The sequence below is a fragment of the Aurantimonas coralicida DSM 14790 genome (assembly GCF_000421645.1).
In the GTDB taxonomy this organism is placed as follows: Bacteria; Pseudomonadota; Alphaproteobacteria; order Rhizobiales; family Rhizobiaceae; genus Aurantimonas; species Aurantimonas coralicida.
In genome coordinates, this window is sequence record NZ_ATXK01000006.1 from 1 (window position 1) to 23,622 (window position 23,622).

Annotated in this window: 18 protein-coding genes and 1 tRNA gene; 12 read left to right on the forward strand and 7 right to left on the reverse strand. The window is 66.2% G+C overall.

Annotated elements, in window-relative coordinates:
* The 5 genes from H536_RS25165 to bcsA all read right to left on the reverse strand — a co-directional run.
* On the reverse strand, window positions 1–247 hold a 247-nt coding region (locus tag H536_RS25165), incomplete at its 3' end, for a helix-turn-helix domain-containing protein (protein WP_024350970.1).
* A 171-nt stretch (window positions 248–418) separates the two neighbouring features.
* Entirely contained in the window at window positions 419–2,293 is a 1,875-nt protein-coding gene (locus H536_RS0113460) for a hypothetical protein (protein WP_024350971.1), read from the reverse strand.
* Window positions 2,294–2,517: 224 nt separating this feature from the next.
* Complete coding sequence (locus H536_RS0113465; RefSeq protein WP_024350972.1) at window positions 2,518–3,612, reverse strand: family 8 glycosyl hydrolase; 1,095 nt, start codon at window positions 3,610–3,612, stop codon at window positions 2,518–2,520.
* The gene (locus H536_RS0113470; protein ID WP_024350973.1) at window positions 3,609–5,906 is read right to left on the reverse strand and encodes a cellulose biosynthesis cyclic di-GMP-binding regulatory protein BcsB; all 2,298 of its coding nucleotides are present in this window, start codon (window positions 5,904–5,906) and stop codon (window positions 3,609–3,611) included. Before H536_RS0113470 ends, H536_RS0113465 begins: the two co-directional genes overlap by 4 nt.
* 46 nt (window positions 5,907–5,952) lie before the next feature.
* Complete coding sequence (bcsA, locus tag H536_RS0113475; protein WP_024350974.1) at window positions 5,953–8,169, reverse strand: UDP-forming cellulose synthase catalytic subunit; 2,217 nt, start codon at window positions 8,167–8,169, stop codon at window positions 5,953–5,955.
* 1,288 nt (window positions 8,170–9,457) lie between these two features.
* Here bcsA and H536_RS0113480 point away from each other — a divergent pair.
* From H536_RS0113480 to H536_RS0113520, 9 genes are all read left to right on the forward strand, one after another.
* Complete coding sequence (locus H536_RS0113480; protein WP_024350975.1) at window positions 9,458–10,030, forward strand: cupin domain-containing protein; 573 nt, start codon at window positions 9,458–9,460, stop codon at window positions 10,028–10,030.
* A 249-nt stretch (window positions 10,031–10,279) separates the two neighbouring features.
* Window positions 10,280–11,149: a nitrilase family protein gene (locus H536_RS0113485; protein ID WP_024350976.1), complete on the forward strand. Its 870-nt coding sequence runs from the start codon at window positions 10,280–10,282 to the stop codon at window positions 11,147–11,149.
* Between the two features lie 30 nt (window positions 11,150–11,179).
* On the forward strand, window positions 11,180–12,331 hold the full coding sequence (locus H536_RS0113490) for a substrate-binding protein (protein WP_024350977.1): 1,152 nt from the start codon (window positions 11,180–11,182) through the stop codon (window positions 12,329–12,331).
* Window positions 12,332–12,417: 86 nt separating this feature from the next.
* Window positions 12,418–13,254: a branched-chain amino acid ABC transporter permease gene (locus H536_RS0113495; protein ID WP_024350978.1), complete on the forward strand. Its 837-nt coding sequence runs from the start codon at window positions 12,418–12,420 to the stop codon at window positions 13,252–13,254.
* Between the two features lie 112 nt (window positions 13,255–13,366).
* Window positions 13,367–15,064 carry a branched-chain amino acid ABC transporter ATP-binding protein/permease gene (locus H536_RS0113500; protein WP_210310293.1) on the forward strand — a complete coding sequence of 566 codons (1,698 nt, stop codon included), beginning with the start codon at window positions 13,367–13,369 and terminating at the stop codon, window positions 15,062–15,064.
* Window positions 15,061–15,792, forward strand: a complete 732-nt coding sequence (locus H536_RS0113505) for an ABC transporter ATP-binding protein (RefSeq protein WP_024350980.1) — start codon at window positions 15,061–15,063, stop codon at window positions 15,790–15,792. The genes H536_RS0113500 and H536_RS0113505 overlap by 4 nt, the downstream gene beginning before the upstream one ends.
* A gap of 31 nt (window positions 15,793–15,823) precedes the next feature.
* Window positions 15,824–16,561: a DUF1028 domain-containing protein gene (locus tag H536_RS0113510; protein ID WP_024350981.1), complete on the forward strand. Its 738-nt coding sequence runs from the start codon at window positions 15,824–15,826 to the stop codon at window positions 16,559–16,561.
* A 20-nt stretch (window positions 16,562–16,581) separates the two neighbouring features.
* On the forward strand, window positions 16,582–16,758 hold the full coding sequence (locus H536_RS24400; protein WP_155898480.1) for a hypothetical protein: 177 nt from the start codon (window positions 16,582–16,584) through the stop codon (window positions 16,756–16,758).
* Window positions 16,758–18,131: an Asp-tRNA(Asn)/Glu-tRNA(Gln) amidotransferase GatCAB subunit A gene (locus H536_RS0113520; RefSeq protein WP_024350982.1), complete on the forward strand. Its 1,374-nt coding sequence runs from the start codon at window positions 16,758–16,760 to the stop codon at window positions 18,129–18,131. Before H536_RS24400 ends, H536_RS0113520 begins: the two co-directional genes overlap by 1 nt.
* A gap of 31 nt (window positions 18,132–18,162) precedes the next feature.
* Here the strand turns inward: H536_RS0113520 and H536_RS0113525 are convergent, their stop codons facing one another.
* A complete protein-coding gene (locus tag H536_RS0113525) occupies window positions 18,163–19,038 on the reverse strand; it encodes a LysR substrate-binding domain-containing protein (RefSeq protein WP_024350983.1) in 876 nt (291 codons plus the stop codon).
* Window positions 19,039–19,374: 336 nt separating this feature from the next.
* Here H536_RS0113525 and H536_RS0113530 point away from each other — a divergent pair, with 336 nt between their 5' ends.
* Window positions 19,375–20,748, forward strand: a complete 1,374-nt coding sequence (locus H536_RS0113530) for an NAD(P)H-dependent oxidoreductase (RefSeq protein ID WP_024350984.1) — start codon at window positions 19,375–19,377, stop codon at window positions 20,746–20,748.
* A 283-nt stretch (window positions 20,749–21,031) separates the two neighbouring features.
* Window positions 21,032–22,906, forward strand: coding sequence for a heavy metal translocating P-type ATPase (locus tag H536_RS0113535; protein WP_024350985.1), 1,875 nt, complete (start codon window positions 21,032–21,034; stop codon window positions 22,904–22,906).
* A gap of 102 nt (window positions 22,907–23,008) precedes the next feature.
* Here the strand turns inward: H536_RS0113535 and H536_RS0113540 are convergent.
* Window positions 23,009–23,078 (reverse strand) — tRNA-Val (locus H536_RS0113540).
* A 174-nt stretch (window positions 23,079–23,252) separates the two neighbouring features.
* On the opposite strand from H536_RS0113540, the gene H536_RS24405 reads away from it, so the two are divergent.
* Window positions 23,253–23,600 carry a hypothetical protein gene (locus H536_RS24405; RefSeq protein ID WP_060576960.1) on the forward strand — a complete coding sequence of 116 codons (348 nt, stop codon included), beginning with the start codon at window positions 23,253–23,255 and terminating at the stop codon, window positions 23,598–23,600.
* Window positions 23,601–23,622: the final 22 nt, after the last annotated feature.

A 23,622-nucleotide genomic window follows, 5' to 3' on the forward strand; every position in this document is an offset into this window, starting at 1 on the left:
TGACGAACTGGCGCAGGCGTCCGTCACTCTCGAGCACGGCATCCCGCCTCCTGCGCTCGATATAGGCTCCGTCGGCTACGACCGGCGAATAGTCGCCGCCTGGCAGCGCGTTGCGTTCCAGTTCGCGACTGATAGTCGACCGCGACCGGCCAAGAGTCTTGGCTATGCCCGCCTTCGAATGACCGGCCGCGAGGAGAATGGCAATCCGCTCTCTTTCGGCGGACGAAAGATGCTCGTAGCATGACATGGCAACACTCCCGAAAGGTCTGGAAACCAAGCCGATCCTACATCGGCTAGGGGGTGTTGCACCTCGCGCTGGAACTCAGGTCCCGTTCTTTCGTCCTTTCGAATGCAACACGATTGTCCGTGCGGTTAAATGACATAAATTCCCGCCGGAAAGTGATCGGCCCCCGACGATCTAGCATTTGAACCGGACCTTGCAGTTGTTCTGGTTCTCCGGCCACATCCCGTATTTCGAGTTCGCAACCGCACCGATGCCGAAGCGTGTGTCTCGTGTGGAGCGCTTCTTGTCCTGGTTCCGGAAGATGCGGTCGGCTTCGTCCCAACGCCGGAGTTTGATGTTGACCCAGCCCTTCAGCACCTCGGCGCCGTAGGACTTGCCGCTTCGTGCCTCTCGCTTGTTGAGGGTCGCCAGAGCGCCATTGTAGTCGCCTGCCTGGAACTGCTGGTTGGCCTGCCGCATCAGCCTGTCGCCGCCGCCGCCGCCAGACCGTGCCCGCCGCGTTCCGCGCGACGGCGATGCAGCCGACCTGCCCGGCCGGTACGACACGACGCGGGCGGGAGGGGCGTATTCCTCGATCTCGGCGAGCGTGGCGAATTCGTCGCCGTACCGGGCCTTGATCTGCTTCAGACCGGCGTTGTTCTTGGTCCGGCTGGCCACGACCGCGAGGCCGAGAACGCCCTCTTCGGTGACGTCCCAATCCACCGACTTCTCGAACCAGGTTCCGGCCTCGTTGATCTTGTCGTCTTCCAGAAGGTGCCAGCCCAGCGTCTGGGCGCCGAGGGCCGAACGTGTATCCTCGACCACGGTCTGGAAACGACCGAGATCGGCAACGGACAGATCCGCCGCGACCGCTGGATCGTTCATCCTGTCGGCCACCAGCTCGACATAGATCTTCGCCAGTTCGGGCGAGTCCTCGTACTCGCGATAGGCCAGATCTTCGGCCGTATCGAGTTCGTCCAGATTGCGCAGCGAGAGGACATACCCCTCCAGATGCTTCGGGTTGGGCTCGATGTCGGAGGCAAGGCTGAACCACTCCTTGGCCATGTCAAACCGCTGGAGATTGTAATGGTACCAGCCCAGGAGGCTGGCATCCTCGGCCGAGAGCGTCGCCTTGGCGAAACGCTCGTAGGCCTGAAGGTCGTTCGCGGACACGCGCGAGCGTTTCTGTCCGGCGGCGATCTCTTCGCCGATCTCGGCACGCAGCTTCTGGAAGCGAATGCCGTCGAACTCGCGGGATCCGTTCGCCAAGGTTCCGCCGAAGGTGATCAGGGCATCGACGCCCTTCTGCGGCAACAGCAGGGCCGCCTTCTGCATCGTGGCGAGGCGTTCGCCGGGATTGTCGCATGTGGTCAGAACGTAGCCGTAGAGATCGAAGGCACGAGCCAGATCGCCGGATCGGGCGAAGGCTTCCCCGACCTGCCACAGGACATCCATTTCCGCACAGACCAGAAGCGACGGACGCTCCCGGGCGGCAGCGAGCGACGATGACCAGTCACCGGCCTCGAAAGCCGCCTTGATCCGTTGGCGGGCGTCGGCATCGTCGAGCTTGGTCGCTAGATCCGCCGACGGTCGATAGGTCGGATGCTGCGCCTGGTAGGTCGCGATCCTGCTACGCACCTCAGCGAAGCGGCCGGCCGCGAACAGGTCCCAGAGCGGCTGTTCGTCGACATCGCTCTTGGGAGCGAACAAATCGGCGGGAGGGGTCCAGGCCGGATACAGCGTCTTCAGGCGACGGATTTCGGCGCCGACCCGCTCGAGATTGCGCTGCTCCGCATAGTAGCGCAGCGCACTCTCGTCGATCCCGCTCCTGTCGCCCGATCCGGTCTGGGCGTCGGTGCCTCCGTCGATGGAAAAAGCCGGACGGTTCCGATGCGTCGCATCGGTGGGGGCGCCAGTGGTCGCTGACGGGGGCACGACGAATGGATTTGGGGCGACGGCCACGGCTGCCGGCGCCGTGACCGGAGCAGGGATGGCGAACGGATTGGCGGCAGCCGTGCCGCCGGTCTGTGCGACACCGGTCGGCGCGAGGCCGGCTGGAGCAGGGGCCATCGCACCGGCGTCGATCTGCGGATAGAAGGTTCGCAGGATGTCGCCACTGCGGCTCGATACGGGAGGCGCTGCATTCTCATCGGGAGCGGATGCGCCTGGTGCGGTGGCCCCCGTAGACAGTCCGAACGACAGGCTCCCGGGAGTCGCGGAATCGGATTCGGCCGACACGGGAGCGACCAGCATGGCGGTGAGAAAGGCGACGGACGCAAGTCCGCGGGATCTCGTCAGAAGCATTCGGAATACCTTTCTGAGAGGGCCATCAGGCTGAGAATGTGAAGCGTGCTGGCATAATAGGTTGACGGCTCGAACGCTTTCGCGCGACGCGCCGAATTGCTCTGGCCCAAGCTGCACGCGATGACGTCGAGGATTGCGTCGTAGCCCGGCGAGACCATCGGCTCGATCGGCGTCCCGGTGGTCACGTCGAGCACCGCCAGACCGCTGCGGCCTTCGTCGCCCCAGGCCCGCTGAAGGCTCTCGAGCAGTTGCGGTTCGGTGTTCGTCTGCCAAGCGACGTAGAGCGGGATCCGGACGGCGTTGTAGCCAAAGGTCGGAGCGAAGGCCGCCGCCGGGTGCGGAAACTCACCGCCGATCCCCGTCCAGTCGGACGGGATCTTCTCAGGTGTGGCGTCGATCGCATGCAGCAGCGCGAAGCCGCTCGCTGCGAGGTTCAGCGCCTTGAATTCGGGCATTGTCTCTCCGAGCTCCGCGATTGCGGGAAACACCCAGTAAGACATGTTGACGACCGGCCCGTCGGCGCTGTCCTCGACGGTGAACCCCTGGACACCAGGCAGCAGAACCGTGCCGTAGCGACTGTCGGTCGTGGCAAGCGCCACCACGTCGCCCACGATGGCGCGAGCCTCGCGCAGATGATCCCTGACGCCCCAGAGCTTCCAGGCTCGCAGCAGCGCCCAAGCGATCAGGATGTCCCCGTCCGTGGCGTTGTTGGGGTCGGTGACGTGGGGCGAGGCGGCCGGATCCCATTTCCACGCCGCCAGATTATCGTCCCGCACCATCAGTTCGCGTTCGGTCCAGTCCCACAGGGCATCGAAGCTCTGGCGATCGCCTGCGGCAACGGCGATCAGCATGCCGTAGCCCTGGCCTTCGCTGTGGCTGATCGAGCCGTTTTCACGGTCGATGATCCGCCCTTCGGCGGACATGAAGAGGCTACGATAGAGCTGCCACGACCCGACGATATAGTCGGCCGGCAGGACCTCGGGTGCGGCAGACGTCGCCGTAACGGGGTTGGCGTGCGCGGCCGGAGGATAGGTCATGGCGGGGACCAGCGACGCCAGAGCGCAAAGGGTGAGGATCGATCTCATCGGTCGCGGTTTCCGACCTGCGACAGGAACAGGCGCGTTGAGATGCCGAGCATCAGGGCCAGAAGGATCAGCGTCAGCACATATGCCTGAAGATGGCGAGACAGCCAGCCGGCGAAGACCAGCCGCAGGTTGCCGAAGGATCGCGGTTGCGTCTCGTAGAGGCGCTCCTCGCTGGCGTCGTGGGAGACCACCTGGCCGTCATCGTGAAGGACCGTGACGGCGCCACCGAGCTGCGCCCAGTTTGCTGCCGCAGCCATTGTCTGGACGCCGGCCGTCAGTGTAGCGGCATCCGCTGCAGCGACGACCGTCCAGGCATAGGGGCGATCTCCGGGCGTGGCGGCCTGCGCCATGACCAGCCTGCTGGCTGGTTCCGGCACGTGACCACCGCTGTTGGTGAAGGCGTCGTTCTCGCCCAGGCCGAGAAAGTTCGATGCCTGCGCACTGACGAGACCACCGACCCAGCCGCCGAGTTCCTCGATGCGGGACGCGATGTCGGTGGGGGCAGCGAAGGCATCCGCAAAAGAGGCGATCCGGATGTTGCCGAGCCCCGCTCCGCCCGCCTCCTCCTGCGACAGCGACGCCTGCGTGCCGTCCGTCTCCGCCTTCGCTCCGAGCCTCGACGGGACAGCCAGCCCGACCTGATCCAGTAGAGCAGGCGGGAGATCGGCATATGTGCCGACGGCCAGGAGATCACCCGAGGCGACCATCGGTACGTCGCGCGAGACCTTCACCGGCTGGACGCTTCCGGACGAGGCGGCGATCTGCGCCAGAAGAGTTGCCGCCGCGTCCAGGCCCGGCGCATTCAGGCCGGTGGAATAGATCGTCAGCGTCTCGCTCTTGTCGCCGGCTACGCTTCGGCCTGCCGACATGGCCGCCATATCGGGCAGGTGACCCATCTGCGCGACGCGCGGCAGATGCAGGGCGGAGCCTGGGCCGATGACGAAGCGGGCTGGCATATCGCTGATCGATGCGATGGGTTCGCAGGTTTCGTCGCTGCCGCTCAGGAGCGTCGCCTCGAAGGTGACGCGATTGTGCCCCGGTCGGAGTGCGCTCAGCGGCACCTTCAACGTCTGCTGTTCGATGCGTCCCTGTCTGGTCGAACTCAGGGGCAGTGAGGACACTTGCCGACCATTTGCCCGGACGATGAGCGTGGCGTCCTCCGACAAGCCCGCAGCATAGGCCGCATCGAGTGTGATGTGTGCCGCGTCGTAGTCTGCAGCGTAGAAGTCGCTGGGCAGGTCAAAGGCAATTTCGGAGCGGTAGGCCCGGCCGGCGAATTCTCGCGTGTCGAGCCCCAGGTCGACAAGCGGGATGGATGTCTTGGACGAGACAGTCTGGCCCTGGGGAATGGACAGCGACCTCAGGCCCGCTGCCGTTCCCATCGGCGCGTTCGACCGTGCCTCCTCGACGAGCGCGGCGATCGTCCTGTCGATGTCACCGGTGATCTGCGAGCCGACGAGCAGGGTCGCCCTGCTGCCCGCCTCGGGAGCGATCAGGGATACGTCCGGGGCGACCTGAACAGCCGGACGCGTCGAGGCCGGCCGCACGCCACCCGGCGGTGTGCCGATGATGATGTCGAGGCCGGGGCCGCTCCCGGCGCTGCCGGAAACGGTAACGGCGGGACGATCGATACCAGCCAGGAGTACGGTAGCCTGAAGGACGCTCATCGCGCGGTCGAGGTCCGCCATCCGGCCGGCACTCTGCACGAGATTGATCGCCATCCGGTCCGTCCCGGTACGGGCGATGGCCGGCAGATCGGCGAGCGAGGAGAGCTCTACATAGGGGGTTCCGAAGTCCAGGCCGCTGAGCGACGGGGCAATCCGGGTCCACAATTCGTAGGTTCCCTCGATCGAGCAGTCCACGCGATGGTGCTGGTCGACCAGGATGCGGATACCATTATAGCCGGGCTGCAGGACGCCCGCCGGAATGGCGACCGACAATTCGCCGCTGCGACCGAGCTGTGTTTCACCGACGGGCAGGTCGTTGATGAAGACGGCCATTCGCGATGTCTCGGGCATGATCGAGACGGCGCTCTGATAGGACAGGACGAGTTGTGCCGCCTGGGCGGTTTCCGCCGCCGTGACGTAGAACGGGTAGGCCCGTTCCACACGCTCGCCGGCGAAGGCCAGTTCGGCCGAACCTGCGTTGAACCTGCGCAGGGTCGCGGATGCGCTTGGATTGGCAGGAGCCGTAACCGCCGCGGGCGGGGCCGGGATGGCAGGCGCCGGAACCGCGAAAGGGTTGGCAGGCTGGGCGGATGCCGCGAGCGGGGCGAGGCTGGCGACCGCCAGCATAGTGGTCGACAGGAGGGTCCTGGAGAAAATCATGATGGTGATACCTTCAGGCGTTGGCTGAGTTCGGCCGGGCTGCCGCCGGGGCCGGTGCGGTGTCCGCCTCCAACGCCGGCTGCTTCGCATCGCGATCGAAGATGAGATGGTGGAACGCGCCCAGCGGGTAGGCGAGACTCCAGCCGATGAAGGCGAAGCTTCCCCCGAGGATGCCGCGGCGGTTGCGCCGGGCCAGACGGGCGGCACGGACCGGGCCGAGATCGGCCAGCATCAGGTTGGCGATCAGCGGGTAGTGCGTGACGCCGGCGCGGAACCGCAGTCCCAAGCCCAGACCGTCCTCGCCACCGCCGAAGCTTTTCACGGTCACCGGCAGCGAGCCCAGTTCGCGGGTGCCGTCCTGGGTCCAGACGAGGAGCCGAGCATCCTCGCGATCGATCGCGTCGGGGAGCCTGCCAAGCACCGCGACCTTGGCGCCGCCCAGCGATACGTCTTCGATCACCACCGGAACCGTTGCTCCCGCGACGACCAGTTCGCCCTTGCGGGCACTGGGCATCCGCGGCGCCTGCCGGCGTTCCATCCGCTCGGTGACGACCCCAAGCGCCGCGCCTGCGACGACCAGGTTCATGAGGTTCCAGGTTCCAACGACCAGCAGCATGCCACCGATTTCCGGCTCGGTCTGATAACGATAGATCGCAACACCCATGGTCAGCAGGAGCGCGCCGAAGATCACGAAGTAGGGCCAGGACAGGTCCGAAAGGCGGTCCCGGTCCATCGTTAGTCCCTTCGCCGTGACGTTGAAGGTGGGGCGCCGCGGATTGATCAGCACGCTCATGATGGCGCGCACCAGATAGACCGACTGGATGTACTCGTAGAGGTCCGACACCCAGGGCCAGCGCACGCGGCCGTAGAGATAGTTGCGCAGCAGTTCGCCGGCGAAGAGGTAGGTGAGGGAGTAGGCGACGAACTCGTCCACCGAGGCGTCGAAGATCTTCATGTCGAACAGAATGAAGAGCAGCGGCGACGCCAGGAAGACGAGGCGGACGAACGGAAAGAACCAGAACATGCCGCTCGACATGTAGCAGATGCGCTGTGCCAAGGTCAGGCCGGACCGGAATGCTGGGTTCTTCAGCAGCAGGATCTGGATCATGCCCCGGCACCAGCGCGACCGCTGGCCGATGAAACTGACAAGGGTCTCTGGCTGCAGCCCGGAGACCATCGGCCGGTCGACATAGAGGCTGTTCCAACCGCGCGAGTGGAGATCGAGCGCCGTCTCGCAATCCTCGGTGATGGACACGCCGGAGAAGCCGCCAACCTGGTCGAGAGCCGAGCGGCGCAGCACCGCAGCCGAACCGCAGAAGAACGCGGCGTTCCACTTGTCCAGGCCCTTCTGGATCGTGCCGTAGAACATCTCGTTCTCCGACGGCATCGTTCGGAAGGTGGACAGGTTCTTCTCCAGCGGGTCGGGATTGGAGAAGAAGTGCGGCGTCTGAACGAGAAACAGCCTGGGATCGCGCTTGAAGAACCCGACGGTCTCGCGCAGGAACTCCCGGGCAGGTGCGTGGTCAGCATCGAACACGACCACTAGCGCACCGGACGAATGCGCCAGTCCGTTGTTGAGATTGCCGGCTTTGGCGTGAACGTTGGCGGGCCGGGTCAGATAGCCGACGCCGAGATCACGGCACAGATACTGCAGTTCTTCGTGACGCGTCTGCGCTGCGAGCGCGGTCTTGTGATCCGACGACAGTCGCTTCTCGTCCGTGCCGCCGTCGTCCAGCAGATACACGTGCAACTTGTCCTGTGGGTAATCGAGGGATTTCGCGGCCGCCAAGGTGAGCGACAGGATGTCGGAGCTCTCGTTGTAGGAGGGCACAAACACGTCGACACTGGGCAACTCGTCGTCCGGATACTGCGGCGCCTGCGGGCGTTCGAGCGGATCGGCAGACACGAAAAGGCTCATCGCCAGCATCAGCAGACAATACATCTCGGCGCCATAGAGGATAATGGCCGGGATGAAGTTGGTGAGATCGTCCGCGGAGGGCAAGGTCGATGTGGTGCGCCAGTACGCGTAACGCAGGACGACAAGGCTGACGGCGCCTAGGAATATATATTTCCATGTGCCGCTCAGACGAAGTGTGTATATGCCAATAGCTACGGCCAGAGCAGTAATCGCAATCAGCCATTGCGCTTCTACGCTCACAGGTTGCTGAACCATCATGAAGAAAAGCAATGCGCAAACCAGCCAGATGCCACCTAAGATCGTTCTAAGCATCGAAACCTCAACTATTTTTGCGCGGGGAGCATGCAGGATTAGATCCCGAAACGACTATGCGGATTTAAGCAGGGCGCGGCGTCTTGCGTCAATGTCCGCTCACTTTTACGGTAAGGTCTGGTTAATTGAGAAATATATCCTAGTGACGCTGAGGAAAATGAGCGTCTTTTTGGCACTGGCCGTGCAGAATCTGCACATATCGCCTCCGTTCGAGCCATTTGGCTGAATGCCATAGGCTGGTGTGATGGCGTCCCACCGGGCTCTGTCGCGCCGACGACCATTTCAAGCGATCATCAAAGACGGATTTCGCTGTAGACGACTGTGTGAAAAATACTTCGATTGCGGGGCAATCGTGGATGCGACGCTACGGCCCCGGTACACGAGGAGCATTCCGTGAAGGCGAGAGGGGCCGATGGCTCTTTCCCCAAGATGCTCCTGGACATTCCATGTCGATAGACAGCGGGACCAACAGTTCCTGTGAGCTTTGCGGCAGATGGCATGCACGTATTCCGCCCGCGGGGCGCGGTTTAATGCGGCGTCGACGCCTTATCGCGCATCTTGATCCACCATCCCGCACCAGGCTCTGCCGCAATGAGAAGGCTCTGGGCTGAGCGGTATCAGATGCCATGCGGATCCCGATGCCGTCGTGATGCGAACCAGGTCGTTGCGGAACTCTAGGTAGCGCGGCAAGGGCAGTGCGTACCTTTCCCCCCGACTCATCAGACGAAGAAGCGACCCGACGCTGTCCGGCTGAAAAGGGCTGACCGGCGTTCTCCACTGCACAATTCGCAGGGGGCTGAGGAGCTGCGCCTGCGTGCTCGTTGCGAAGCCGAGCGTAGCCAAGCAAGCGACGGCGACCATCTTCATCGAGAACCTCGCATTTGATGGGGCTCGATCGCGCCACGCGGGCATCTCGCCGTCAAGTGCTGGGAGTGCGGTGGCCACTGCCTGGTCGGACTGCGGATAGGAAGCGGCATGTGCCACAGCGCGCGTCGCGTGGACCTACAGAGGGCCCTTGTCCGGTTCGCAAGGTCGCTCGCGCTACGCACGCGCCTGTCCCGGCAAAGGATTGCGGTATCCTGCAACACTTCGGACGGTCCGAGAAAGAGGATCGTCATCGCCCCGAGCGTCGAGCCACGCGGCAGCGATCCTCGCATCACACTTTGCGGGGCGACGAGGGGTTCCGGTTGCATGCCACTTGCGGTTATCTGGCCCGAGTCATGGATGGGTTCGGTTGTAGCTGGAGCGATCCGTCCGCCAAGTTGAGGTTGTTTGCCGGATGCAACAGATGCGTAACTCGGTGCCGCAGGATGTCGGCCGCAAGCTCCGGCACATGCGCAACCTGCACAATCTCTCGCTGAAGCAGCTTGCTGCGACGGTGGGCTGTTCGGAAAGCATGCTGTCCAAGGTCGAGACGGGCAGGGTCAATCCCACCCTGACGATGCTGCGCAAGCTCGTGGATGCGCTGGGAATCAACATCGCCTTCCTGTTCGAGCCACAGGACGAGGACGCGGCGATCGTCCACCGGGCCGGCGAGCGACAGGTCATCGGCGTCGGCCAGTCCCGCCGGGGCGCCGGCATCATGCTGGAGCGGCTGCCGCCTGCCGCGCCCCGCAACGTGCTCGAGGCCAACATCCACATCGTCAATCCCGGCGGTTCGACCGACGGCGCATTTGCCCATGTCGGCGAGGAGATCGGCTTCGTGCTCGAGGGCACCTTCACCCTGACCGTCGAGGGCGTCACCTACGTGCTCGAGCCGGGCGATTCGTTTGCCTTCCGTTCGGAGCGTCCGCACGAATATCGTAATGACGGCGACACGGTCGCGCGGGTCCTCTGGGTGAATACGCCGCCTACTTTCTGAGCACGCAAACAGCCGGCGGGGCAGGGCACCGCGGTGGTGCCGGCAGCGTCCGTCCTGCCCGCCAAATCGGCAGGCTGCCTGCGTATTGTGCGCGCCCAAAATTCTTACAGAAATCCGTTCAAGTCACTTGAACGCGCACCCGGATCGGGTAGGCTTTCCCCATCGCAGCCCTTGGCGCGCCGCTGTTCGTGGCATGCCGGCAAGGGCCGGCGCGGGTTGGCACAAACGCGAAGGTGGGGGCGAAGGTTTATGGCGCAGGCGGCAGGCATCCAGATCTCATGTGCGCAGTTCGAGCCGCGCATCGGTGAGATCGAGCGCAATGTCGAGACCAGCCTGAAGCTGATCGGTGAGGCCGCCGATTCCGGCTCCCGGCTGATCGTGCTGCCGGAGCTGTGCAATTCCGGCTACGTCCTGGAAAGCCGTGAAGAGGCCTATGCGCTGTCCGAGGATGTTGCGACCGGCAGCTCCATTGCCCGTTGGGCAGCGCTGGCAGCCGAGCGCGGCCTCTACATCGTGGCCGGCTTCCTGGAGCACGACGGGGTCAAGCTCTATAACAGCGCGATCGTCATCGGCCCCGAAGGCGTCATCGGCACCTATCGCAAGAACCATCTGTGGGCCGACGAAGCGCTGTATTTCGAGCGCGGCGATCTGGGCTTCCCTGTCTTTCACACGCCATTCGGCCGCGTCGGCGTGCTCATCTGCTACGATGGCTGGTTCCCCGAGGCTTGGCGCATTCTGGCGCTGCAGGGCGCCGACATCGTCTGCGTGCCGACCAACTGGGTGCCGATGGCCGAGCAGCCGGTCGGCATGCCGGCCATGGCGAACGTCCTGTGCATGGGCGCCGCGCACAGCAATTCCATGGTGGTTGCCGCCTGCGACCGGGTCGGCACCGAGCGTGGCCAGCCCTTCATCGGCCAGAGCCTCATCGTTGACCACAATGGCTGGCCGGTCGCCGGCGCCGCAAGTGCGCGCGAGTCGGAACTGGTGACCGCCATCTGCGACCTCTCCCAGTCCCGCAGGAAGCGCAACTGGAACGACTTCAACCAGGTGATGCGCGATCGCCGGACGGATCTTTACGGGGAAATGCTGGGCACGGCGGTTCGGCCCGGCTGGTACTGAAACAGGCCTCTCAAACAGGGAAAACACGTCATGAACATCAAGAGTCTAGCCGGAAGCGTCGCGCTTCTGGGAGCCATGGCCTGCAGCGCCTCGGCGCAGGAGCCGATCCAGATCGGCATTCCCGTCGGCCTCAGCGGCGCCAACAGCGTCGTCGCGCCTTCCGTCGTCCAGTCCAGCGAGCTCGCCGTCGAGGAAATCAACGCGGCAGGCGGCATTCTCGGCCGCCAGGTCGAGCTGGTCGTGGCCGATGACGGCAGCGGCGCCCAGGGCGCCCAGCGCGCCTTCGACTCGCTGGTCTTCCAGGACGACGTCGACGTGCTGATCTCCATGGAGACGAGCGCTGCCCGCAATGCCGGCCTGCCGATCGTCAACCGCGCCGGCAAGCCGTTCATCTACACCTCTTTCTACGAGGGCCGGTCCTGCAGCCCCTGGATGTTCGTCGATGCCTGGGTGCCCGAGCAGCAGGTCAAGCCGATCGTCGACCACTTCGTCGACAACCTCAGCGCCAAGACCTTCTACCTGATCGGCAGCGACTACAATTTCGGCCGCGGCATGTTGGAATTCACCCGCGACTACATCACCGAGCGGGGTGGTGAGGTGCTCGGCGAGCAGTATCTGCCGATGGACGGCTCCGACTGGACCGCGATCATCAGCGATCTGAAGTCGAGCAATCCCGATGCGCTGATCACCTCGACGGCCGGCGGCGCGCCGAACGTCACCCTGACCAAGCAGCTGCGCAATTCCGGCGTATCGATCCCCTATGGCAACCTCGCCGTCGACGAGGGTACCGCCAAGAACATGGGCGCCGACGCGGCCGGCATCTACATCTCCCAGTCCTATCTGACCGGCATCGGCAGTGAGGAGAACAAGACCTTCCTCGCCGCCATGGAAGAGAAGTTCGGCAGCGAGCTGAAGACCCCGAACGATCTGTCCGTGCCGCAGTACGAGGCCATCTATCTCTACAAGGCCGCCGCCGAGAAGGCCGGCTCGGTCGAGCCCCAGGCGATCGTCGACGCATTGCCGGAGGTGTCCTTCACCGGCCCGCGCGGTGAGATCCAGATGAACAAGCAGCATCACACGCCGCTGACCATGTATCTCGGCCAGGTCACCGATGCCGGCGGCGTCGAGGTCATCAAGACCTTCGACAATGTCGATCCCGGCGAGCAGTGCCCGAACCTCTGAGCCGACCACCCAGACCATGAGAGATGGCCGGCGGGCGATGTCCGCCGGCCATCTCCACCCGACAGGCACAGGCCGCTGGAGACCGGATGGCGACGCTCTTTCTCGATATTCTGACGACCTCGTCGATGCTGTTCATCGTGGCCGCCGGGCTGATGATCATCCTCGGCGTGATGAAACTGATCAATTTCGCCCACGGCGCCTTCCTGACCGTCGGCGGCTACGCCGCGCATGTGGTGACCGATGCCGGTTTCAGCCCGTGGCTGACCATTCCTGCCGCCGCCATCGTCGGCTTCCTGCTCGGCGTCGTGGTGGAGCGCCTGATCGTGCGGCCGCTCTACTCGCGCCCGCTTGACGCGATCCTCGCCACCTGGGGGCTGGGCATCGTCATCGCGCAGGTCATCGTCTTCATCTTCGGCCGTGAAGTGCAGTTCGCCGCCAGCCCGATCTCCGGCACGACCGACATCCTCGCCACCACCTATTCGTCCTGGCGGCTGATCCTCGTCGCCGTCGCTGTGATCATCGGCGGGCTCCTGACCGCGCTTCTGTATCTCACCCGCTTCGGCCTTCACGCCCGGGCCGTGATCATGAACGAGAACCTTGCCCGCGGCCTCGGCATCGACAGCGTCCGGGTGCGCGCCATGACCTTCGGCCTCGGTGCCGCGCTGGCCTGCGCCGCCGGCGCGCTGATCACGCCACTGCTCTCGGTCGACCCGAACATGGGCCTGCCCTGGCTGGTGAATTCCTTCATGCTGGTGCTGGTCTCCGGGGTCGCGATCCCCGGGCTGGCGCTCGCCTCGCTGTTCCTCGGCGGCGCCCAGGTGCTGGTCAGCACCTTCGTCAGCCCGATCCTCGGCGGTATCACCATTGTCGTCCTCGCCGCAGTCATCCTGCGTATCAAACCCCAAGGACTGTCCCGTGGCTGACAACATTCCGAACGCGTCGCAGCGCTCGTCGCGCCAGATCTGGACGACGCTCGCCGGGGCCGCCGTCGCACTTGTCATCGTGGCGACCGCACCGCTCTATCTCGACACCTACATGACCAACGTCCTGATCCGGGCGCTCTTCCTCGGCGTGCTGGCGCTGACGGTGGATCTCGTCTGGGGCTATACCGGCGTCCTGACCTTCGGCCAGTCGGCCTTCTTCGGCATCGGCGCCTATGCCTGTGCGCTGGTCGCCACCCACTGGGGCTTCGGTCCGGGCTGGTTCGCGCTCGCGCTGGTCATCGGCATCGTCGCCGCGGCGGTCACCGCCTGGCTGGTGGGGCTGCTGTCCTTCTATCACGGCGCCTCGCCGCTCTATTCCTCGATCATGACGCTGGCGCTGCCGATCGTGCTCGTCCAGATCATCTTCGCGGGCGGCCGGTTCACCGGCTCGAGCAGCGGCCTGTCGGGCTTCCCGACCTATTACTGGTCGATCGACACCTGGTTCGTGATCGCCGGCATCCTGCTCGTCGCGGTCGCCACAGTCGCCTGGCTCTTCGTGCGCTCCGACTACGGCCGCATCCTCGTGGCGATCCGCGAGAACGAGGATCGCTGCGCCTACCTCGGCATCCCGGTCTCGCGCATCAAGATCGGCCTGTTCGTGGCCTGCGGCGCCATCGGCGCGGTCGCCGGCTTCGGCTATGCCGCCTTCACCAACGTCGTGGCGCCGGAGCTCGGCGGCTTCCTGCTCGGCACGGAATCGCTGATCTGGGTGGCGCTCGGCGGACGCGGCACGCTGCTCGGCCCGATCCTCGGCGCCATCGGCATCGACGTGACGTCGTCCTATCTGTCCGGCAGCCTGCCGTTCCTGTGGAAGTTCATCGTCGGCGTCGTCTTCGTGCTGGTCATCATTCTCCTGCCGAACGGCTTCGCCTCGCTGGTCACCGGTGCCTGGCGCCGGTATCGCGCGCGCTCCAACCCCGAAGGCGAGGGCCATCACGCCGCCGGTGTGCGTCTGGTCGCGGCCGAGGGAACCGGCGTGCGGCCCACGGCAACGTCCGTTGCGCCGATCCGCATCGCGGCCCTGACGTGTCGCTATGGCAGCCTGACCGTCCTCGACGGCATCGAGGTGGAGGCGCGCGAAGGGCAGCTTCTGAGCATTGTCGGCCCGAATGGCGCCGGCAAGACGACGCTGATGCGCTGTATCAGCAACGGCACCGAGCGCACCAGCGGCGAGGTGACCGTCGCGGGCACCGAGATCGGTCGCCGTTCGCCGCAGAAGATCGTCGGGCTCGGCGTTGGTCGCAGCTTCCAGAATACCAGCTTGTTCGACAGCCTGACGGTGGGTGACTGCCTGCGGCTGGCCCGCTACCGCATCGACGGCGCCTCTGCCTTCGTGCGGCGGCAGACGGTGGCGCTGCCGGAGCCGGCACTGGAGATCCTGCGGGCAACCGGGCTCGACCAGCAGCTGGGCCTTGAGACCCGCTATCTGTCCCACGGCATGAAGCGCGGTCTGGAACTCGCCATGGTGCTGGCCACCGAGCCGCGCGTCCTGCTGCTCGACGAGCCGACCGCCGGACTGACCAAGTCCGAGCGCACCGCCATTGGCCACGTCCTGACCCGCCTCGTCGAGGAATACGGGCTCTGCGTCTTCCTGATCGAGCACGATCTCGACTTCGTCCGGGAAATCTCCAACCGGATCGTCGTCCTCCACCAAGGCAAGCTCCTGCTCGACGGCAGCGTCGAGGAGGTCGTCTCGTCCGATCTCGTCAAGGCGGTCTATGCCGGCCACAATCTGGAGACCGCCGCATGAGCGCAGCACAGAACCTCACGCCCCGCGAGAACTGGCTTGCCGTCGAGAATGTCAGCAGCGGCTACGGCGCGGCAACCGTGGTGCGCGACGTCAGCTTCGGCATCGCGCCCGGCGAGATCCTGGTGATCCTCGGCAAGAACGGCATGGGCAAGTCGACGCTGCTCAAGACCATCATGGGCTACGTGCGGGCGTCGCGTGGCACCATCCGCCTTGGCGGGGAGGAGATCACCAACCGTCCGCCGCACCTGATCGCGCGCCAGTCGGTGGCCTATACGCCGCAGGAATTCGCGATCTTCCAAGACCTGACCGTGGAGGAAAACCTCCGCCTCGGCGTGGAAAGCGACAGGCTGCTCGCCGAGCGGATGGGCGACGTGGAAGCAGCCTTCCCGGTCATCGCCCGGCGCTTTCGCCAGCGCGCCGGCACGCTGAGCGGCGGCGAACAGAAGATGCTGCTGTTGTCGCGCGGCCTCGTCGCCCGGCCGAAGATCATGCTCATCGACGAGATATCCGAAGGCTTGCAGCCCTCCATGGTCACCAAGATGGCCGAGGTGCTGCGGCAGACCAAGGAAAAGAACGGCGTCGCCGTGCTCCTGGTCGAGCAGAACCTGCCCTTCGCCCTGTCGGTCGCCGACCGCTACGCGATCCTCAAGATCGGCGAGATCGTCGAGCAGGGGGATGCGGCCCACGCCGACACCGCCGCGACGCTCGAACAGCATCTGCGGATCTAGCGGCAAGCCAGACGGGAGCTGCGTCACTGCCATGGAAGCCAACACCTTCTCCATCGTCGCGCGGTGCGCGCGAACCGGCGAACTGGGCGTTGCGGTGGCTTCTGCCGTGCCGGCCGTTGGGTCGATGTGCCCCTATGTCCGGCCCGGCCTCGGTGCGGTGACGACCCAGTCCTGGGTCAATCCCTGCCTCGCCTCGGCCATTCTCGATGCGCTTGGGGAGGGAGCGGGCGCCGAAGCTGCCCTTGCCACGGCCATGGCGGCTGATCCGGAGTCCCATCTCAGGCAGGTCGGCGTCGTCGACGCGGCCGGCGGCTCGGCGTCCTGGACCGGAGACGCCTGCACGCCCGCCTATGCTGCGGCCACCGGCACGGATTATGCCGCCCAAGGCAACATGCTGACCGGCCCCGAGGTCATCGCCGCCATGGAGGACAGCTTCACCGGCACGGCGGACGAGCCGCTCGGCGAACGGCTGATGCGCTGCCTCGAAGCCGCTCAGGGCGCGGGAGGCGACAAGCGCGGCAAGCAGTCGGCAGCGTTGCTGGTTTACGCCGGCGAAGCCTATGCGCGGCTCGACCTGCGCGTCGACGAGGATGCCGATCCGGTGGCGCGGCTGCGCCAGACCTTCGAGGTCGCCAAGCTCCAGCTTATGCCCTTTGTCGACGGCATGCCGCGGCGCGAACGGCCGAGCACTTTCCCGCAGGAGGTGATGGACCTCCTGCTCAAGTCGCCGCCGGACCGTCCGGGCGGCGGCGGCAGCCGCGAGCCGTGACCGGAACGAGGAGAGAGCCGATGCAGGACGAACGCAAGATTGACTCCGAGACGCTGATCCGCGCCGATCGGGTGGCGGAAGTCCGGACCGCTTACACCGCGATCGCCGAACAGATCGCCGCGCTGCGTCGCCTCGATCTGGGCGAGACCCACCCGGCCATCGTGTTCAGGCCGCTGCGCCGCGGGGAGAACGCCTGATGGACATCGACACCGCCTTCGATGCGCCGATCGGCGAGGTGGCAAGGGCAATTCGGGACGCGCGCTTGTCGCCGGTGGATCTTATCGGTGCCTGCCTGGATCGGATCGCAACTCGCGACGGCACGCTCCAGTCCTTCGTCCATCTGGCCGACGACGCCCTGGAGCAGGCGAAAGCGGCGGAGAGAACCGTGCGCGACGGTCGGGCACTGGGCCCGCTCCACGGCATCCCGATCGCGGTCAAGGACAATTACCTGACGGCCGACATGCCGACGACGGCCGGTACGGACGCCGAGATCGCCTTTCCGAAGGAGGACGGCGCCGCCATCGCCCGATTGCGCAAGGCCGGCGCGATCCTCATCGGCAAGACGCGGATGCATGAATTCGCCTGGGGCATGGAGACCCCGCCGACCCGTAATCCGCATGACGAGCGCCGGGTGCCGGGCGGATCGAGCGGCGGATCGGGAACTGCCGTCGCGGCCGGGTTCTGCCTCGCCGCGACCGGCTCCGATACCGGCGGTTCCATTCGCATTCCGGCCAGCCTCTGCGGGACTGTGGGCTTCAAGCCGACCTTCGGTCGGATCGGCCGCTCCGGCATCGTGCCGCACAGCTGGTCGCTGGACCATGCCGGCCCGCTCACCCGCAACGTCGCCGATGCGGCGCTGCTCGTCGACGTGATGTCGGGGCACGATCCAGACGATGCGGCATCGGCGAACGAGCCGCCGACCGATCTGGCGTCGCTCGCGGCCGCGCCCGTAGCGGGGCTCCGCGTCGGCGTCTGCCGCAACCATTTCTTCGAGGCTCTGGACAGCGAAGTCGCGGCCGCGGTCGAGGCGACGATCGAGCGCCTGGCCGCTGCCGGCGCACAGATCGTCGAATTCGAGGTCCCGGAACTCGCCTGTGGCCTCGGCGCGATCTTCGCCATCGAACTGTCGTCCTCGACCGCCTACCATCTCCCGCATCTGGCCTCCGGCGCCATCGACAACTACAGCGAGGACGTCAGGCTGCTGGTCGAGATGGGTCGGCTGGTGACGGGCTCCGACTACCTCCAGGCGGAACGCTACCGCCGGCTCCTGGCCGGGAAGTTCCAGACGGTCTTCGATCGGGTCGACGTCGTGGTCGGGCCGACCATGCCGATCACCGCCTGGGAGATCGGCCAGCGCGAGGTGGTGCTGGATGGCCGGCGCGAGAGCGTGCTGGAGACCTCCTGGCGCTTCACCTATCCGTGGAACCTGCTCGGCCTGCCCGCAATCAGTCTGCCCTGCGGGACCGACTCCCGCGGGCTGCCGATCGGCTTCCAGATCGCCGGCGCGGCCTTCGACGAGGCGAGCGTCGTGCGAGCTGCCACAGCGGTCGAACAGACGCTCGAGGCCTGACCGGAGAAGCCCTGATCTACCCGCGCGGGCCTTACCCGACGAGCGTTGCTTTCAGCCAGTCGACGAAGCGTTGCACCTTGCGGCGATTGAGGTGCTGGTGGGGGCAGACCAGCCAGAGCGAGCGTTGCGTCACGCGTTTTTCGTGCCGCATGGGGCGAACCAATCGGCCGTCGGCAATCTCGCGCTGGGCGGTGAGGTCCGATTCCAGCGCCAGCCCGACGCCGGCGACCGCCATGTCGATCGACATGTGCGCCCGGTCGAAGAGGGCGCGTTGCAGACCCTTGGGCGGCGCCACGCCCTGGGCGTCGAACCAGTGCGACCATTGCACCACGTTCTTGACTGAATGCAGCAGCCGGAAGCGGGCCAGATCGGCGATTTCGAGCGAGCCGGCCGACGCACAGCCCGGCGCGCACAGGACCGACATTTCCTCGTCCCGCAGACACTCGGTGTAGAGGCCCGGCCAGCCGCCCGAGCCGTGGCGGATCTCCAGGTCGATCGCCTCGCGGCTGTAGTCCGGTGGCTCGTTCGTGGCGTCGACATGCAGTTCGATGTCGGGGTTCGCCGTGATAAAGCCCGGCAGGCGCGGCAGCACCCAAGTGTTGGCGAAGGTCGGCGCGATGCGCACGTTCAGCACCGTGTAGGAATGGCGCTCGCGCATCTCCTCGGTGACGTTCGCGACGCGCTCGACCTCGTGCCGGATCAGATCGAAATAGCGTTCGCCCGCTTCCGTCAGGATGACCCCGCGGCCGGTCCGCGAGAACAGGCGCATGCCGAAATAGGCTTCCAAAAGCTGGATCTGCTGGCTGATCGCCGACGGCGTGACGCCGATGCTGTCGCTCGCCTCGACCATGCTGCCGGCGCGGGCGGTGGCGTGAAAGGCGAGAATGGCGCGGAACGGGATCGGCATCGGATTTAGATATTCTAATCAATGAGCCGGCGAAAGTTGTTTGCCCCGGCCCGTCTCCGGTCGGTATTCCAGACCTCAGGCCATCGCGCGTCCGGGAGGATGGACGCGCGATCGGATCGGGCGGGCCCGCCGCCGACCGGGGAGACACGCATCACGCCGGGGAGGGAGGCCCTGCGCCGATGCGCAACGAGCGCCCACGCCGGGACGCAGGCGGGAGACTGCGGCGCCGAAGCGATCGGCGGCGGTCGCTCTCGGCGGCATCGCCGGATCCCGCATCACCGATCCAGCAGAACTGTCCGGGCCGTCTGAGCATCATCTTCTAGGGAGACCTTCGCCATGAACCTCTACACAAAGCTTCTCGCACGCCAGACCGCCGGCAAGCCCATTCGCGTCGGCCTGATCGGCGCGGGTAAGTTCGGATCGATGTTCCTGTCGCAGGTCCGGCACATTCCCGGCATGCATCTCTACGGCATCGCCGATCTCTCCGCCGACCGCGCGAAGGCGGCGCTGACCAACACCGGCTGGGACGCCGAGGCGGCGACGACGCACAGCTTTGCCGATGCGCTGGCTTCGGGCCGGACCTGCATCACCGAGGATGGCGAGGCGCTGATCCGCGCCGACGGTCTCGACGTGGTGATCGACGCGACCGGCCATCCGGCGGCCGGCATCCGGCACGCCTTGCTGGCGGCCGAACACGGTCGCCACATGGTCATGGTGAATGTCGAGGCCGACGTCCTGGCCGGCGCCTATCTCGTCGAGGAGTTCGACCGCGCCGGGCTGGTCTATTCGATGGCCTATGGCGACCAGCCGGCGCTGGTCTGCGAGATGATCGACTGGGCCCGCACCTGCGGCTTCCGCGTCGTGGCTGCCGGCAAGGGCACCAAATATCTGCCGCAATACGCCGCCTCGACGCCGGACACGGTCTGGGACCATTACGGCCTGACGCCTGAGGAGGCAGCCAAGGGCGGCATGAACCCGCAGATGTTCAACTCGTTTCTAGACGGCACCAAGTCGGCGCTCGAAATGGCGGCGATCTCCAACGCGTCGGGCCTCCTGGCGCCGCGCGACGGGCTGCTGTTTCCCCCCGTCGGCACTCATGATCTCGCCGAGATCCTGAAGCCGCGTTCTCATGGCGGCATTCTCGAACAGGCCGGCATGGTGGAGGTGATCTCCAGTCTGGAGCGCGACGGCCGGCACGTCTTCGGCGATCTGAGATGGGGCGTCTACATCACCTTCGAGGCGATGGAGGACGACGGTCGCGGCGCCGACTATGTGCGCCGCTGCTTCCGCGAATATCAGGTCGTCACCGACAGTTCCGGCCGCTACGCGACCCTGTTCCGGCCCTCCCATCTCATCGGGCTGGAGCTCGGCGTCAGTGTCGCCAACGCCGCATTGCGCGGCGAGCCGACCGGCCGGACCAACGGGCTCGTCTCCGATGTCGTGGCCGTCGCCAAGAAGGCCCTGAAACCCGGCGATGTGCTCGACGGCGAGGGCGGCTTCACCGTCTGGGGCCGGATCGCCCGCGCCGAGGATTCACTTGCCATGGGCGGCCTGCCGATCGGCCTGGCGCACAACATGCCGCTGAAGCGCGCCGTCGCCGAGGGGCAGATGCTGAGCTGGGACGATGTCGAGGCGACCGAGAGCCAGGCCGTTACGATCCGCCGGACGATGGAGGAGCGCGCCCGCACCCAACGCGCCGCCGCGGCCTGAGCCGACGAGACCCGGCGCGCGTCTGCCCGGCAGCTGGCCGCGCCGGGGCGAATGACGTCAGACGGAGCGCCGCCGCAACATGCGGCGGCGTTCGCACGTGGCAACGAGGTCGTGCCGCTTCAGCTCCCGAGGAGGTGGCAGATCGAGAGCAGTAGGTCATCCCGCGACCTTCGGATGCCCGTCCGTTCGCGCAGAGCGAAAACATTACGTTTTTCGCATGTCATGTGGTTCTGTGTTTCGACGCATCGTCTTATCGCAGGGAAGACCGGAATGAAGCGCGCGTATGGCTGAGGCGAGGGACGGGCGTAAGGCCGCGGCTCCGAACGGGGCGCTGGTCCGGCGTCTGGCGCGGGTCGGGGCGATCGTCTGCGCGCTGACCGGGCTGGCGTTCGGCCTGCTCGCCTGGGGCATCGGCCGGCCCGACATCGCCGACTTGGCGTGGACGGCCGGCGTGATCCCGGTTCTGGTCATTCTCGTCGGCGAGATCGTCGTCAGCCTGCGGCAGGGCAATTTCGGCCTCGACATCGTCGCGGCACTGGCGATGCTTGCGGCGCTTCTTGTCGGCGAGACGCTGGCCGCCGCGGTGGTGGCGCTGATGTATGCCGGCGGCCAGGCGCTGGAGGCGTTTGCCGAAGGCCGCGCCGGCCGCGAGATGACCGCGCTGCTCGACCGCGTGCCAAAACATGCGACGCGCTATCGCGACGGCGCGCTGGAAACCGTGCCCATCGCCGCCATCGCGCCCGGCGACCGGCTGTTGATCCATCTCGGCGACGTGCTGCCGGTGGACGGAACCGTCTCCGGCGCGGCGCTGCTCGACCAGTCGGCGCTGACCGGGGAATCGCTGCCGGTCGCGCGCAGCGACGGCGAGGCCGCGATGAGCGGCGCCAGCAATGTCGGCGCCGCCTTCGATCTGGTGGCGGGCGAATCGGCGGCGCGCAGCACCTATGCCGGCATCGTGCGCATGGTGGAGGAGGCGGCGCGGGCCAAGGCGCCGATGGCCCGGCTCGCCGATCGCTACGCGCTGGGCTTCATGGCGGTGACCATCGCCCTGTCGCTTGGGGCGTGGTGGCTGTCGGGCGACGCGGTGCGCGCCGTCGCGGTCCTCGTCGTGGCGACACCCTGTCCGTTGATCCTGGCGGTCCCGGTCGCCATTGTCGCCGGCATGTCCCGGGCGGCCGGAAGAGGCGTTCTGGTCAAGGGCGGCGGGGCGCTCGAAACCCTCGGCCGGATCGACACGCTCGTCGTCGACAAGACCGGCACGCTGACCCACGGCGTCGCCACTGTCACCCGGATCGTCGCTTCCAAGGGCTGGAACGAGGCGGAGATCCTGCGTCTGGCCGCAAGCCTCGACCAGCTCTCGCAGCATGCGATCGCACGGGCGCTGGTCGCCGAGGCGCATCGCCGGGACCTTGCCCTCGTCATGCCGCAGGACGGGCGCGAAGTGGCCGGCGAGGGCGTGGAAGGCACGATCGATGGCCGCGCCATGCGCGTCGGCGGACGTCATCACGTCGCGTCGGCCCTGGCGCCGGAGGGACTTGCGGCGCTCGATGCGGCGGTGCCGGCCGGCGCGCTGATCGTCGCGCTGGTGGTGGAGGGCCGGCTCGCCGGTCTCATCCTGATGCAGGACGGCCTGCGCGACGGTGTCGGTGCGACGCTGGCCCGGATGCGGGCCCTCGGCGTTGGCCGGATCGTGCTGGCCACGGGGGACCGCCGCGACGTCGCGCTCGCCGTGACGGCGGACCTCGGCCTCGACGCCGTCGCCGCCGACCTCGTGCCGCAGGACAAGATCGCGCTGGTCGGCCGGGAAAAGGCCGGCGGCTCGGTGATGATGGTCGGCGACGGGGTCAACGACGCGCCGGCGCTGGTTGCGGCCGATCTCGGCGTGGCGATGGGTGTCGAAGGCGCCGCCGCCTCGGCGGAAGCGGCCGACATCATCCTCCTGCGCGACGATCTGGACGGGCTGGCGGACGCCATGGCGATCGCCCGCCGCTCGCGCCGCATCGCGCTGCAGAGCGTCGTCGTCGGGCTGGGACTGTCGGGTCTCGGCATGCTCGCCGCCGCCGCGGGCTATCTGCCGCCCGTGCAGGGGGCTCTCCTGCAGGAAGTGATCGACGTCGCGGTCATCCTTAACGCCCTGCGCGCCCTGCGCCCGGGCTGACCGGCGACGGATCCGCCATCCGGTCGTGCAGCCGCAGATCTACAGCGGCTGATCCCGGAAGGCATGGCCGGGTTTCGGGGTCGATATCTGTTTGGAAATAGATGGTGGGCGCGACAGGGATTGAACCTGTGACCCCCTCGGTGTGAACGAGGGCGCTCCTTGGCGCTTTCCCTGATTTGCAGGGGACGGAGGTGGGGGCACATACCCCCATGTTCTCCACCTGTCCGCCCGTTTCCGTCGTCATCGGTCGTCCTAGAACGGATGTTCTCGCCAGGCTTCAGCCCCACGCCGGCTTCCTCTACCATCATGCCTGGCGACACCATCTGGGCGAACGGAGGCCCCTGCCATGACCGACGATGATAAATCTCAAAAACCCGATTTCGTCCCATACAACGCCGAAGCCGCGATCGCGCTCGCGAAGGCAGTCTTTCCACGATCGACAGCCGAAAGCCTGCAACGGTCGACTACGGTCCCAATGCGGCATGTGACGCGCTGGCTGAGCGGCGATTCCCGCATTCCCCCAAAACTGCTCGCGAAGCTCGAGAAGCAGCGACAACTCCGCGACGAGTTCTCTCAAGAGATACGCGATCTCTACTCTGACATGCGCACTGAAGGCCTGACGAAACAAGCCGCCAGGTCGGCGCTCTTCGAACTAGCACACGACGACGATTTCGAAGATTTCGAAGAGCTATGAAGAAATCTCGGGATAATCGTTA

Excerpts from the sequence above, each read along its gene's own strand:
- H536_RS0113510 (WP_024350981.1), top strand. The coding sequence starts at position 15,824 with ATGGAAGCCAACACCTTCTCCATCGTCGCGCGGTGCGCGCGAACCGGC.
- H536_RS0113525 (WP_024350983.1), bottom strand. The coding sequence starts at position 19,038 with ATGCCGATCCCGTTCCGCGCCATTCTCGCCTTTCACGCCACCGCCCGC.
- H536_RS0113500 (WP_210310293.1), top strand. The coding sequence starts at position 13,367 with ATGACCAACGTCCTGATCCGGGCGCTCTTCCTCGGCGTGCTGGCGCTG.
- H536_RS0113470 (WP_024350973.1), bottom strand. The coding sequence starts at position 5,906 with ATGCTGGCGGTCGCCAGCCTCGCCCCGCTCGCGGCATCCGCCCAGCCT.
- bcsA (WP_024350974.1), bottom strand. The coding sequence starts at position 8,169 with ATGCTTAGAACGATCTTAGGTGGCATCTGGCTGGTTTGCGCATTGCTT.
- H536_RS0113480 (WP_024350975.1), top strand. The coding sequence starts at position 9,458 with ATGCGTAACTCGGTGCCGCAGGATGTCGGCCGCAAGCTCCGGCACATG.
- H536_RS0113505 (WP_024350980.1), top strand. The coding sequence starts at position 15,061 with ATGAGCGCAGCACAGAACCTCACGCCCCGCGAGAACTGGCTTGCCGTC.
- H536_RS0113485 (WP_024350976.1), top strand. The coding sequence starts at position 10,280 with ATGGCGCAGGCGGCAGGCATCCAGATCTCATGTGCGCAGTTCGAGCCG.
- H536_RS0113530 (WP_024350984.1), top strand. The coding sequence starts at position 19,375 with ATGAACCTCTACACAAAGCTTCTCGCACGCCAGACCGCCGGCAAGCCC.
- H536_RS0113535 (WP_024350985.1), top strand. The coding sequence starts at position 21,032 with ATGGCTGAGGCGAGGGACGGGCGTAAGGCCGCGGCTCCGAACGGGGCG.
- H536_RS24400 (WP_155898480.1), top strand. The coding sequence starts at position 16,582 with ATGCAGGACGAACGCAAGATTGACTCCGAGACGCTGATCCGCGCCGAT.
- H536_RS0113520 (WP_024350982.1), top strand. The coding sequence starts at position 16,758 with ATGGACATCGACACCGCCTTCGATGCGCCGATCGGCGAGGTGGCAAGG.
- H536_RS0113460 (WP_024350971.1), bottom strand. The coding sequence starts at position 2,293 with ATGGCCCCTGCTCCAGCCGGCCTCGCGCCGACCGGTGTCGCACAGACC.
- H536_RS0113495 (WP_024350978.1), top strand. The coding sequence starts at position 12,418 with ATGGCGACGCTCTTTCTCGATATTCTGACGACCTCGTCGATGCTGTTC.
- H536_RS0113490 (WP_024350977.1), top strand. The coding sequence starts at position 11,180 with ATGAACATCAAGAGTCTAGCCGGAAGCGTCGCGCTTCTGGGAGCCATG.
- H536_RS0113465 (WP_024350972.1), bottom strand. The coding sequence starts at position 3,612 with ATGAGATCGATCCTCACCCTTTGCGCTCTGGCGTCGCTGGTCCCCGCC.
- H536_RS24405 (WP_060576960.1), top strand. The coding sequence starts at position 23,253 with ATGACCGACGATGATAAATCTCAAAAACCCGATTTCGTCCCATACAAC.